14 protein-coding genes are annotated in these 12303 nt (G+C 35.7%); all 14 read left to right on the plus strand.

Annotated features, from left to right (window positions below):
- Positions 1-222: 222 nt before the first annotated feature.
- The 14 genes from B9Y54_RS05635 (at position 223) to B9Y54_RS05705 (ending at position 12293) form a co-directional block, all read left to right on the plus strand.
- On the plus strand, positions 223-2331 hold the full coding sequence (locus B9Y54_RS05635) for a methyl-accepting chemotaxis protein (RefSeq protein ID WP_234987832.1): 2109 nt from the start codon (positions 223-225) through the stop codon (positions 2329-2331).
- 165 nt (positions 2332-2496) lie between these two features.
- On the plus strand, positions 2497-2946 hold the full coding sequence (locus B9Y54_RS05640) for a chemotaxis protein CheW (RefSeq protein WP_085559359.1): 450 nt from the start codon (positions 2497-2499) through the stop codon (positions 2944-2946).
- A gap of 12 nt (positions 2947-2958) precedes the next feature.
- Positions 2959-3474, plus strand: a complete 516-nt coding sequence (locus B9Y54_RS05645) for a chemotaxis protein CheD (RefSeq protein ID WP_420836091.1) — start codon at positions 2959-2961, stop codon at positions 3472-3474.
- Positions 3475-3499: 25 nt separating this feature from the next.
- Positions 3500-3877, plus strand: a complete 378-nt coding sequence (locus tag B9Y54_RS12745) for a response regulator (protein ID WP_085559361.1) — start codon at positions 3500-3502, stop codon at positions 3875-3877.
- Positions 3878-4029: 152 nt separating this feature from the next.
- Positions 4030-4527, plus strand: a complete 498-nt coding sequence (locus B9Y54_RS12750) for a CheB methylesterase domain-containing protein (RefSeq protein WP_234987834.1) — start codon at positions 4030-4032, stop codon at positions 4525-4527.
- Entirely contained in the window at positions 4524-5294 is a 771-nt protein-coding gene (locus tag B9Y54_RS05660; protein WP_085559363.1) for a CheR family methyltransferase, read from the plus strand. The genes B9Y54_RS12750 and B9Y54_RS05660 overlap by 4 nt, the downstream gene beginning before the upstream one ends.
- A 124-nt stretch (positions 5295-5418) precedes the next feature.
- Positions 5419-7470 (plus strand): chemotaxis protein CheA, encoded by a 2052-nt coding sequence (locus tag B9Y54_RS05665; protein WP_085559364.1) that lies wholly within the window; start codon positions 5419-5421, stop codon positions 7468-7470.
- Positions 7460-8068, plus strand: coding sequence for a chemotaxis protein CheC (locus B9Y54_RS05670; protein WP_085559365.1), 609 nt, complete (start codon positions 7460-7462; stop codon positions 8066-8068). Before B9Y54_RS05665 ends, B9Y54_RS05670 begins: the two co-directional genes overlap by 11 nt.
- A 1-nt stretch (position 8069) precedes the next feature.
- Positions 8070-8432: a response regulator gene (locus B9Y54_RS05675; RefSeq protein WP_085559366.1), complete on the plus strand. Its 363-nt coding sequence runs from the start codon at positions 8070-8072 to the stop codon at positions 8430-8432.
- Positions 8433-8441: 9 nt separating this feature from the next.
- Positions 8442-8858 carry a chemotaxis protein CheW gene (locus tag B9Y54_RS05680; RefSeq protein ID WP_234987836.1) on the plus strand — a complete coding sequence of 139 codons (417 nt, stop codon included), beginning with the start codon at positions 8442-8444 and terminating at the stop codon, positions 8856-8858.
- A 2-nt stretch (positions 8859-8860) separates the two neighbouring features.
- Complete coding sequence (gene fliM / locus B9Y54_RS05685) at positions 8861-9859, plus strand: flagellar motor switch protein FliM (RefSeq protein ID WP_085559367.1); 999 nt, start codon at positions 8861-8863, stop codon at positions 9857-9859.
- On the plus strand, positions 9859-10941 hold the full coding sequence (gene fliY, locus B9Y54_RS05690; protein WP_085559368.1) for a flagellar motor switch phosphatase FliY: 1083 nt from the start codon (positions 9859-9861) through the stop codon (positions 10939-10941). The genes fliM and fliY overlap by 1 nt, the downstream gene beginning before the upstream one ends.
- 687 nt (positions 10942-11628) lie before the next feature.
- Positions 11629-11916, plus strand: coding sequence for a flagellar biosynthesis anti-sigma factor FlgM (flgM, locus tag B9Y54_RS05700; RefSeq protein ID WP_085559370.1), 288 nt, complete (start codon positions 11629-11631; stop codon positions 11914-11916).
- An 8-nt stretch (positions 11917-11924) separates the two neighbouring features.
- Positions 11925-12293 (plus strand): flagellar export chaperone FlgN, encoded by a 369-nt coding sequence (locus tag B9Y54_RS05705; protein WP_085559371.1) that lies wholly within the window; start codon positions 11925-11927, stop codon positions 12291-12293.
- Positions 12294-12303 lie beyond the last annotated feature (10 nt).

Here is a 12303-nt window from a genome sequence, read left to right on the forward strand (position 1 = left end):
GAGCTGAATGAAATGAGAGCCTTTTCTATTCTTGGCTAAATAAATTTCTTTTTTTTAACAATAAGTTTCAAATAATACTTAAAAAAAAGAAAAACTAACCGATATGGACAATGGCTAGTAATCTGATAGTTAATGAGATTTTAATCATATGATAAGTTGAGTGAAATAAATACGCCACGTATGAACTAGTCAATTTTGATTACTTAAGAGGAGGCTTTTTTAGTGGTTCGTAAAAATAAAAAATCAACAGTTAGAAAAAAAAGTATAGGAATGAAAGTCGGACTGACATTATTCTTGTTATTTATTATACCCGTCATAATTGTTTTATCAGCAACGACTATCAATACGAGAAACTCTATTACTAAACGAATTGAAGCAAGCGGAAAAAGCACCACAACTCAAGTAGCCAATCAATTTGAATGGGCAGGACAAGAGTTGGAAGATACAATAGAAGCCTTAGCTCAAAATCCTAATTTCAGATACACGGAAAAAGGGCCGGAAAAAAACGATGCCATCTTAGAAGATTTAAAACTAGCTAAAGCAAGTGGACTCTACATAGCAGATGCGTACTATGCACCAATAGAGGGCGGATTAATCAGAGAAGAGGCTATTGAAAATTTTGATAGTGCGTCAAGAGTTTGGTTTCAACGAGCTGTTGAAAGACGAGGGGCAATATTTTGGACTGAACCTTACACAGACCAAGTAACAGGAGAGATTAGTCTAACGATTTCTAAAGCCATTATCAAAGAAAGTGAAATCATTGGTGTAATAGGATTGGATTTGAGTCTTGAAAATCTCACGAAATTAATTACCTCATCGCAAGTTGGCACAACAGGAGAAATTTTTGTTCTTTCAGATAAAGGAAGCTATCTAATCTCTAGAGATCAAGAAAAAATAGGGAAAGATGTTTCAAATAAGCCAATCTTTAAAGAAGTAGATGATCAGTTTGGTTTTATCTCAGATAAAACCTTCAATAAAGATATTCAAACGTATTATAAAAAAGTTAGCCGTTTAGGCGTTATCATTTATGGAGCAGTCCATTCCGGTGAAATGGCTGAAGAAAATCAAGCAAGTATTAGAAGTGGTTTGATTGTAACCATGCTTTCTTTCGTCGTAGCACTAATAGTTGCTTTGTTGTTCACTTTGATTATTAAAAGAATTGCCAATACAATCATTTCAGCATTTACACGAGTCGAGCAAGGGGATTTAACAGTTCAAATGACTCATTCAGATATTACGATAATGCCTAAAATGAAATGGCTGGAAAGATTTAAGACTAATTCTAAAAAAACATCTAAAGTGGCTTCTAAGCCAGTTATTGAAAAAGAAATCAATGCAAATGGTGACGAGCTAAGTCAAATTGCTTTCTCATTTAATCGAATGGTAAAAAATTATAAAGCGATTGTTGGCGAGATTAAGAAAAATAGCCAAACAATCTTAGACATGACATTGTCACTAACCGAAATTTCAAAACAAACCACTTCTGCAACCGAAGAAGTCTCTGAAACAATCAGTGGGATTGCTGAAGCAACCGGCATACAAACACAAGATACAGAAGAAACAGCTAACAAAATGGATGAACTTTCAACGATTTTAGCAGGAGTTGAAGAAAGTGTTCAAAAAATTGGACAAAGTGCTGATGATACGACTGTAGCTAATGGTCTCAACAGTGAAAAAATGTTTGATGTATATGAAAATTGGCAAGCTAATATTCAAATGATGCTCCAATTAACAGAAAGCATCAATGCGGTTGATGAAGACATTCAAAGCATTGAAAACATTAGTAAAGCAATCAGTGGTATCTCGGCTCAGACAAACTTATTAGCTTTAAATGCTTCTATTGAGGCAGCAAGAGCTGGTGAATCAGGTAGAGGCTTTGCGGTAGTTGCTGACGAAGTAAGGAAATTAGCAGAGCAAAGTGCTCAATCAACTCGAAGTATCACAGATATTATTAAAACGGTTCAAAAGAGTTCTCAAACGATGATTGCGAAGATGAGTGAATCTTTTGAAGAAAGCGAAAAACAAACGAAAACCATTGACGAAGCGATTGATGCTGCTAATACCGTAACAGACCAAATGGACATTTTAGTAGAAAATATTATCAATGTAGTAGGCTTAAGTAGTCAAATTGAAAGCAAAAAAGATGATACGATTGCTTCAGTTGAAAATATAGCTGCTTCAGCACAAGAAAACTCTGCCGGTACCGAACAGGTTTCTGCAAACGCTGAAGAAATACTAGCAACAATGGAAGAATTTAGTGCAAATATTTATGACTTAGATAACATTGCGAAAAAATTAGCTGATGGAACAAGTCAGTTTAAATTAGAGTAAGATTTTTCTTGAAATTCAACGAATCATCTATCAATAGGACATTGAATCAGCAGGTACTCGATTGTGCAAAAAAGAAGCAAATAGTCCTTTTTTGTACAAAAGATTTCTGCTGGTTTTCTGTTATTATTTAAAGAGAGAGTCAAACAAGAGTATTGGAGGAACAAGATGGAAAAGTTTATTGTTTTCACTAGTGGCGCTCAAAATTTTGCCATACCTATCACAGCAATCGAAAAAATTATTATGATGCAAACCCCAACTAGAATCCCAGATACGTCTTCTTATCTATTGGGAGCGATTCCTTATAGCGATCAACTATTGCCAATTATTGACTTAAGTGAACGGTTATTCGGCCAAAAAACAGTCAGAACAGATAGCACGAAAATTATTGTTGCTGAATGGAAAGAGTTGAAAATTGGTTTAGTAGTAGAAGATGTCTTATCTGTTAGCAATTTTGCGGAACTGTCAAAAGATGAAGCAGAAGAAGATATGCGAGAAGCAGCCAAATATGTACGTGCTTTATTTAAAACAGAAGAAGGCATCGTTTTAGTGTTAGATGTAGATGACCTGTTCTCATCAGAAAATGAAAGAGAACTAATCGAATTAATCAATAAATAAAAAATCTTCAAAATGAGTCGTGAGATAAAAGAATGGGGAAAAGGCATGCTCAACGAAATAAAAGTAGGTATTTCAGACTATAAGGTAGCGAGGATACCTCAAGTATTAATGACGATTGGACTAGGTTCTTGTGTAGGAATTGCCATTTACGATCCTAAAACAAAAATTGGTGGACTTAGCCATATTATGTTACCAGACAGTAGTTCATTTAAAAATGCCAATAAAATTGAGAAATTTGCTGATTTAGCTATTCCGCAAATGGTCTCTGAGATTAGAAAAGAAACAAAAAATCAGAAGTTGATAGCGAAGATTGCGGGCGGTGCTAGTATGTTTCAAACAGCCAATGATTCTTATATAGGAAGTATCGGTGAACGAAATGTAGCTGCAGTCGAACGCAGTTTAAAATTGTTAAATATTCCTTTATTAGGAATCCATACAGGAGGAAATATGGGCAGAACAATGATTGTAGATTTAAATACTTTTGCAGTCACGGTTCGAATGGTTAACCGAGAAATTATCGTATTGTAACAGCGAATAGGAGCGAGTAGAGAAGATGGGAATAAAAGTGTTGGTCGTGGATGATTCTGCATTTATGAGAAAAATAATAACTGAAATGATATCAGAGGTAACAGGTTTAACCGTTGTTGGAACAGCTAGAAATGGCCATGATGCGTTGAAGTCTATCCCTTTGTTAAAGCCAGATATCGTGACGTTAGATATCGAAATGCCAGGTTTGAACGGGCTAGAGACACTTAAAAGAATCAAAAAAGAGTTTGATATTCCTGTAGTCATGATGAGTTCCCATAGCGGAGAAGCGATTACGATCGAAGCATTAGAGCTAGGCGCAATGGATTTTATTGAAAAGCCAGTCGATTTAAAAAATCAAGCAGCAGAATTTAAAAAAGAGATTGAAAAAAAATTAAACCACTAGTAGAGACAAAAGAAGAACGAACTCCAAAAAAACAAACAGAAAAAGGAACGACCACGAAAGAATGGCAAAAAAATGTTCCTAAAAAAATAGAAGCGATTGTTATTGGAGCATCTACTGGAGGGCCAAAAGCCTTATTACACATTATTCGTCACTTGCCAGAAACCCTGGCTATTCCAGTACTTATTGTGCAACATATGCCCAAAGGCTTTACGTTATCATTTGCTGAACGTTTAAATTTAAAATCAATAGTAACAGTCGTTGAAGCAAAAGATGGAATGGCTGTTGAAAAAGGGACAGTCTATCTAGCTCCAGGAGATTACCATATGACTATCAAAGAAAATAAAATCGCGTTAAATCAAACACCAAGAATTTTAGGAGTACGACCAGCAGTAGATTATTTATTCCAATCAGCAGCTATGCGTTATAAATCAACGCTAGTAGGCGTGATTTTAACTGGGATGGGACATGACGGCAGTGAAGGAATGAGAGAAATTAAAAAACAGGGTGGTTTTACACTAGCGCAAGATCGTGAAACAGCCGTTGTCTATGGGATGCCAGGAAATGCAGTGAAAAAAGGCGTGGTAGATGAAGTGGCTAGTTTGACAGAACTATCGGATAGGATAAATTGGATGATAAGGATGAGACAATGAGCCTAAACTATGAGTTTTTTTATGAATGGACCAATAAAAATTTAAATCTTAATCTAGCTGGCTACAAAGAAAAACAATTGCAAAGAAGAATTGCCAGTGTCATGAAAAATGCTGGTGCCTTTACGTTAGAAGATTATTCAAAAAGAATAGAAAAAGATGAAACCGTTAAACAACAATTCTTGGATTACATCACCATCAATGTAACAGATTTCTTTCGCAACCAAGATATTTTTGAAGAATTTGAATCAGAATTAAAAATCTTATCGCAGACCTTTCCTTCCATGAAAGTATGGAGTGCCGCGTGTTCAACTGGAGCAGAAGCGTATTCAATGGCTATGATTTTTGATAAACACCAATTGAGAATGGCTGAAAAAATCCTTGCCACAGATATTGATGAAACAATATTAAAAAGAGCAAAAGAAGGCATGTATAAAATTCACGAAATGAAAAACGTTCCTGCAAAAGAACGGTCAGCTTATTTTGATGAAAAAGAAGGAATCTTTTATTTAAAATCCAATATTAAAAATAAGGTGCAATTTAAACGACATGACTTAATCGCAGATAAATTCCAAAAGAATTTCCACATCATTGTTTGTCGAAATGTGACTATTTATTTTAAAAATGAAGTGAAAGAAGAGTTATATCAAAGATTCAGTGATTCACTTGTTAAGGGTGGCATTTTTTTTACAGGAGCAACAGAAGCTATCTACAGTCCAGAGATTTACGGATTGAAAAAAATATCTGCATTTATGTATGAAAAACTGTAAACTAAATAAAGATTCAAATAAACGAACGTGATACAAAAATCTCTTCTTCATTTAGTAAGAAAATGAAAGGGAGTGGTTGGTCTTGATAACAAATGTGACCAACAGATGAAATAGGAGGAACACTATGGATGAAAATAGTAAATACCTCGAATTGTTTTTTGAGGAAGCAGACGAACATCTACAAAGTTTGAATGAACAAGTATTGGAATTAGAAAAACACCCTGAACAATCTGGAATAGTCGACGTAATGTTCAGATCAGCCCATACCATTAAAGGCATGGCAGCTACGATGGGATTCGACACGATGGCTAAATTGACCCATAACATGGAGAATATTTTTGATTTATTGAAGTCAGATGTGATTCAAGCAGATGAAAAATCTATTGCGTTAATTTTTGATTGTTTAGATACTTTATCAGAATTGGTTGAAGACTTACGAGAAGACAACAAAGTTGAACGAGATATTTCACTATTGCTTGAACAACTAAATATGGTTGTAAACGGGGAAGATGAAACACCAACTGTAGAAGTAGACGAGACAGATGAACGGTTTAACCTAACATTACATAAACTAGAAGATTCCGATACTCAAGTGATTGAAAATGCGCTAGAAAATGGTTTCAATGCTTATCGATTAGCGGTTAAAGTAGCTGAAGACAGCAGTATGAAAAATGCCCGTGTTTTCTTAGTGATGAGCAAACTAGAACAACAAGGTGATGTGCTTTATGTTGAACCTGCCACAGAAGTGTTAGAAAATGAAGAGTTTGGAGAAGTATTCAAATTATTATTCTTGAGCAAGTCAGACGAAGAAACGGTTAAGAATCTTGCATTAGACAATAGTGAAATTGATGATGTATTGATCGAAACTATTAAAGATGTTCAAGCGCTCATCAACACCAACAGACTAGCGCCAGAAGAAAAAAAAGAAGAAGTTGTTGTAGCTGAAAAAGAACAAATAAATGAAGTTGTAAGCGAAAAAAATAAAAGTGCGGCAAAAACGTCACAAAAGCAAGCGATGAATCATTCGGTACGTGTGGATATTGATAAACTAGATACCTTCATGAACTTGGTGTCAGAATTAGTCATCTACCGCACACAATTAGAAGATTTTAGCACACAACTTCAATCTACCGGGTTAAATGAACCACTTGAACAAGTAGCCAGAATTAGTTCAGAATTGCAAGAATTGGTCTTGAAAATTAGAATGCAACCTGTCAGCGCAGTGATGAGTCGTTTTCCAAGAATGGTACGTGATTTGGCTAATGATTTAAATAAAGAATTTGAGTTAGTGATTGAAGGGGAAGATACAGAGCTAGACCGTACTGTTGTGTCTGAACTAGGAGAACCATTGATTCATTTAATCAGAAACGCAGCCGATCATGGAATTGAAATGCCAAGCAAACGGTTAGAGTTAGGTAAACCTGCTAAAGGGCAAATTAAAATTACTGCTTATCAAGAAGGGAACCGGGTTGTCTTAACTGTTTCTGATGATGGCAAAGGACTAAATCCTGCAGTCATAAAAGAGAGTGCAGGTAGAAAAGGCATTCCAACAGAAGGATTAAACGATAAAGAGTTGCAACAATTGATCTTGCATGCAGGATTTTCTACTGCAGAAGAAGTAACCAGTATTTCTGGACGTGGCGTTGGCATGGATGTCGTGAAACAAAAAATCAATCTATTAGGTGGAACAATTGAAATTGATAGTGTCATTGATAGAGGAACGATCTTTAGAGTGAATCTGCCATTGACTTTGTCTATCATCCAATCGTTGTTGATTAAAGTAGGAGAAGAAACTTTTGCTATGCCACTTGGTATTGTTCAAAAAATTATTAAACCAGCAGCGGCAGAGATTATTCAAGTCCACAATCGCGAGGTTTTCCTGTTTGAAGAACAAGCTCTTCCTGTTATTCGCTTGAATGAAGTTTTTGATATCCCAGCAATAGAAGGAGACAACCTTCACTTGATTTTAGTCAATCAAGGAGATAAACAATATGCTTTGGCAGTGGATGATATTATTAGACAACAAGAAATTGCGATTAAAAAACTAGGAACCGAATTATCCATGATGAAGAAATACTTAGGGGCAACTATTATGGGAAATGGTGGTATTATTATGATTTTAGATATTGCTAGTATCTGTAAAGAAACGGGTCAGGAGAACAATTATGAACTCTGAGTACTCTGCTTTAGAATTAGACGCTCTTAAAGAAGTGATTAATATCGGTGGTGGGAATGCCGCAACTAGTTTATCTAATTTAATTGACAAACCAGTAAATATGACCGTTCCTATTATAGAAATGTTGGATTATTCAGAAGTCTATGAACAAATTATGCCAGAAGATGCGGTCGTAAAAGCTATTATGATGAGAATGTTTGGTGATGCAGATGGGATGTTTCTGTTTACAGTCGATCAAGCTGCTTCTGAAAGTATTGTTAAGATGATGATGCCCGAAGGAATTAGTTATTCAGAACTATTAGCTGATTCAGCTTTACAAGAGTTGGTTAACATTCTAGTTCATTCGTTTTTAAATGCGATTATTAAATTGTTGGATATTCAGCTAGTAACTTCCGTGCCACTATTGACAAAAGATATGTTTGGGGCGATTATGAGTAGTGTCTATGTAGAACAAGGGCAATATGAAGAGTCCGTTATGATTATCAAAAACGAGTTTTACTACGCTGGAGACCGCTTAGAGTCTTCATTGTATTTTGTTCCTCAACCAGGAATACTAGAAAAAATGTTTGAACTATTAGGAGTCGGAGGAGAAGATTAATATGACAAAAAGAGTAATGATAGTAGACGATGCAGCATTTATGAGAATGAAACTAAAGGATATTTTACAAAAGAATGGGTATGAAGTAGTTGCAGAAGCACAAAATGGTATAGAAGCTATTGAGAAATATAAAGCAGAAAAACCAGATTTAGTTACGATGGATATCACCATGCCAGAGATGGACGGCGTAGAAGCTCTAAAAGGTATCAAAGCATTTGATCCAGCATCTAGAGTTGTTATGTGTAGCGCTATGGGACAACAAGGAATGGTAATGGATGCCATTCGTTCTGGAGCAGTTGATTTTATTGTCAAACCTTTTGACACAGACCGTGTTATCAAAGCGTTAGACAAAGCAGCACTGTAGGTTATTCAGATGACACAGATAATTGTTTTTACGCTAAATAATAAGTATTATGCCTTCTTATCTGAAGAGGTTGAAGAAATATTAAAAAAAATGCCTTGGACAGCCATTCCGCAATCCCCAGAGTGGGTACAAGGATTAATTAACCTAAGGGGAAACGTCATTACATTGATAAATTTTTACAAACTTCTATCTCCCTCTGTTGAAACGAAAGAATTATGTTACAATAATATTGTCATTGTGAAAAACAAAGATGAAAAATTAGCATTCATGGTGGATAATGTTGAATGGGTCACTGAAATTGATCCTGCCGATATTCAACATATGGCTAATAAAACCAATGATCATATCTCTGGATTGATTCAAATAAAAGATCAACTAGTGAATATGATTAACATGGAGACACTATTTTATAAAAATGAGGGATAATAGTGAAACAAGTTTTATCACAACAAGAAATTGATTCTTTATTGAAAGCTGTCAAAAGTGGTGAGATAGACGAAAAAGGGCTTGAAGAGCAAGAAAACGAGAAAAATAAAGTCAAAAGTTACGACTTTAGACGTCCTGCTCGTCTTTCTAAAGAGTACATCAGCACCTTAAATATGGTCTTTGAAGAATTTTCAAAAATTGTCGGAAACCGATTATCAACTCAAGTTAGGCATAATGTTGAATTGCATCTTGCTTCAGTTGAACAAGTGAGTTTTGATGAGTTTGTCCACTCCGTCCCACGTTTTACGTTAATGGGATTGTTTCATTCTAGGCCTTTAGAAGGCACACAAATTATTGAATTAAGTCCGCAGCTTTCTCTGCAATTAATTGATCTCTTGTGTGGCAGTTCTGAAGTAAGGTCTGACGAGGATCAACAAAATAAAACTAACTTTACCGATATTGAAAAAGCTATTTTGACAGACATATTGGGTGATTTCGTTCATTCTTTTGAATTGGCTTGGCAAGATGTTATCGAACTAGACGTAAAGCTAGAGACAACAGAAACCAATCCGCAGCTATTACAAAACATGTCTCCTAACGAACCGGTCATTTTAGTGACATTTACCGTTGACTTGTTCAATGTACGAACGTTTGCCAACATTTGTGTTCCTTATATATTTTTTGAAACGATTTTAGATAAATTAAGTTTGAAGAATTGGTTTGATACTGAAAGAGGAGCAGACCGTTCAGATAATAAAAGAATAGAAACCAGTTTAAATTCCGCCAAAGTAAATCTGGAAGTACTTTTAGGAAAAGCTACCATGACCTTAGAAAACTTTTTGCAGTTGGAGTTGGGTGATATTATTCCTTTAGATGGAAAAACATCAGATCCACTGGTTATGTCAGTCGAACAACGCCCACATTATCTTGTTAAACCGGGATTGAAAGGCAAAAATAGGGCAGTAGAAGTATTACAGTATATTGAAGGAGAGATAAACTGATGAGTAATGAAATGCTATCTCAAGAAGAAATAGACGCGATGTTAAATGGGCCTACTGAAACACTAACGGATACAATGAATGTAATTGATAAAGACCAAGAAGATATCATTGGCGAAGTTGGAAATATCACGATGTCCCAAGCAGCAACCACACTATCGTCTATTTTGAACCACCGAGTCACGATTACCACACCACGCGTCTCTTGTGTCAAGTTTGAAGAAATTATCAAAGAGAGTACAACGCCTAAAGTGGTGACAACAATCGAATTTAAAGCCGGTTTAGTCGGCAGTAACTTGTTAATGATGGATGTTAATGATGCAATTATTATTGCTGATTTAATGATGGATGGCGATGGTGATGCGACTGGAAAAGAGTTTGGTGAGTTAGAATTAAGTGCCGTTGGCGAAGCGATGAATCAAATGATTGGTTCATCTTCAACAGCGATGGCAACCATGTTAGAACGAACTGTCGATATTCTACCGCCAGACGTTGAAGTTTGGGAAGACATCGATGCGGTCCAATATGATAAAATCGCTGCGGATACGGTTGTCTGTAAGATTTCCTTCAAAATGACTGTCGATGATCTAATCGAAAGTGAAATCATGCAAATTTTCACATTAGATACCGTTAATGATATTTCGACCATCATGATGGGTAGCAACGACGCAGAAGTCTTAGACCATAAAAAGCCTGTTGCTCCAATTCAACAACCCATTCAAGAACAAAAAACAAAGCCAACAGCACAAACCGAACCAAACGATAGAGTAGCCATCCAATCACCTGGCTTCCAAGAATTAACCGATAACAACACATCAAATAATATCAATAACCTGGATCTAATCATGGATGTCCCATTGCACTTCAGTGTCATGCTAGGCGAAAAACAAAAATCAATCAAAGATATCCTATCACTAGGCACAGGCTCAGTCGTTGAACTAGATAAAATGACTGACGAACCCCTTCAAATATTTGTTAACAATAAACTAATCGCAGAAGGCGAAGTCGTCGTCATCAACGAAAGCTTCGGCGTCCGAATCACCAACATCCTAAGCCAAGAACAAAGAATCAAGAAACTAAAGTAAAAAACCAGGATGTGGAGAACTCTGTTCAGTCATGAAAGAAAAATAGGAAATGACAAAGAGGATGCTTTTTATCCTCACAGTCATTTATCATTTTTCCGAATGACTAGAGTTCGGAACTCAACTAAAGTAGGATGTGTAGTGCTCTTGCCAGCTCTGACAGGAAAATGAAAAATTACCGCAAGAGGCCACCGGCCTCGAGGATACTTTTGAATTTTCCCAAAGAGCTAGAGTACGCAACTCAACTTAGGAAGATGCGAAGAACGCTGCATAGGTACGACAGAAAATTAGAAAAATTACCGCAAAAGGCTGCAAGCCTTGAGGATAATTTTGTCTATTTTTCCGAGTGCCTAGCGTTCGTAGCTCATTTAAGAATAGGCACAGCCCTAAAAGAACCGATACTACGTATCTTTCAACCTAGTAACACCACTAAAAAAGAACTGAAACAATTTGTTTCAGTTCTTTTTGCTTTTTAATTAAGATTAGTGATTGTTTCGTTTCGCCATTTTATGTAGAATGAAATTAGTTTAGCTCTTTTAAATTTTTGAAAAATATTAAGGGTTAAGTTTCATAAACATTATCCGATATGGATTAAGAAGAAGAAAATAAGTCTATTAATCACTTATGAAACTGAATTTAACCCTAAAAATAAACTTTAAAAGTAGAAAAACTCAAAAGGAGTGCTGAAAGATGAAAATTGAAAATGGCTATAATAGCTACTTAAACGCGGTTCGTCAAAGCAAAGACAATATACCAACAAAAAATCTATCATCTAAAACTGAGCAGGTAAAAAAAGAAAATTCTGTTCAGGTCAATATTTCAGATACAGCTAAAAAAATGGCTCAAGCAAAATCTGCCGGTTCAAAAGATATCGATATCGAAGCGATTAAAAAATCTGTCATGGATGGAACCTACAGCGTTTCACCTGAAAAAATCGCTCAAGGTATGATCAATGCTATGAATGAGCAAGGGAAGTAAGGATAATAATGAAAAAACCAACTCAAGTGATCGAAATACTAAAAAAATTCAAAACAGTCTTACTAGCAGAAAAAAAAGCCCTAATAAAAAATGATAGTGCTAAAGTTATCGCTGTAATAGCAGAAAAAGAAACCTTTATGGAAGTTCTTCCAACGCTTGATGCAAAAGAACTCAATAAAGAAGACTTGTCTGGGATTGTGGAAGAAATAAAACAATTACAAGAGACGAACTTATTGCTAACAAAGCAAGCTTTGCAGTATCAAGGAAAAATGATGGAAGCTATCACAGATAGCGCCAAGACATCAGGTTCAACCTACTCTAAGAACGGGCAATACAGTGCTGAAAAACAATCATCGATTATCGATCAATCCCTATAAGAAGGTGGAA

This window comes from Carnobacterium iners, from assembly GCF_900177385.1.
GTDB classification, from domain to species: Bacteria; Bacillota; Bacilli; order Lactobacillales; family Carnobacteriaceae; genus Carnobacterium_A; species Carnobacterium_A iners.

Coding starts and splice junctions, on each gene's coding strand:
- fliY (WP_085559368.1), top strand. CDS start 9,859: ATGAGTAATGAAATGCTATCTCAAGAAGAAATAGACGCGATGTTAAAT.
- B9Y54_RS05705 (WP_085559371.1), top strand. CDS start 11,925: ATGAAAAAACCAACTCAAGTGATCGAAATACTAAAAAAATTCAAAACA.
- B9Y54_RS05660 (WP_085559363.1), top strand. CDS start 4,524: ATGAGCCTAAACTATGAGTTTTTTTATGAATGGACCAATAAAAATTTA.
- B9Y54_RS05675 (WP_085559366.1), top strand. CDS start 8,070: ATGACAAAAAGAGTAATGATAGTAGACGATGCAGCATTTATGAGAATG.
- B9Y54_RS05670 (WP_085559365.1), top strand. CDS start 7,460: ATGAACTCTGAGTACTCTGCTTTAGAATTAGACGCTCTTAAAGAAGTG.
- B9Y54_RS05665 (WP_085559364.1), top strand. CDS start 5,419: ATGGATGAAAATAGTAAATACCTCGAATTGTTTTTTGAGGAAGCAGAC.
- B9Y54_RS05645 (WP_420836091.1), top strand. CDS start 2,959: ATGAGTCGTGAGATAAAAGAATGGGGAAAAGGCATGCTCAACGAAATA.
- flgM (WP_085559370.1), top strand. CDS start 11,629: ATGAAAATTGAAAATGGCTATAATAGCTACTTAAACGCGGTTCGTCAA.
- B9Y54_RS05640 (WP_085559359.1), top strand. CDS start 2,497: ATGGAAAAGTTTATTGTTTTCACTAGTGGCGCTCAAAATTTTGCCATA.
- B9Y54_RS12745 (WP_085559361.1), top strand. CDS start 3,500: ATGGGAATAAAAGTGTTGGTCGTGGATGATTCTGCATTTATGAGAAAA.
- B9Y54_RS05680 (WP_234987836.1), top strand. CDS start 8,442: ATGACACAGATAATTGTTTTTACGCTAAATAATAAGTATTATGCCTTC.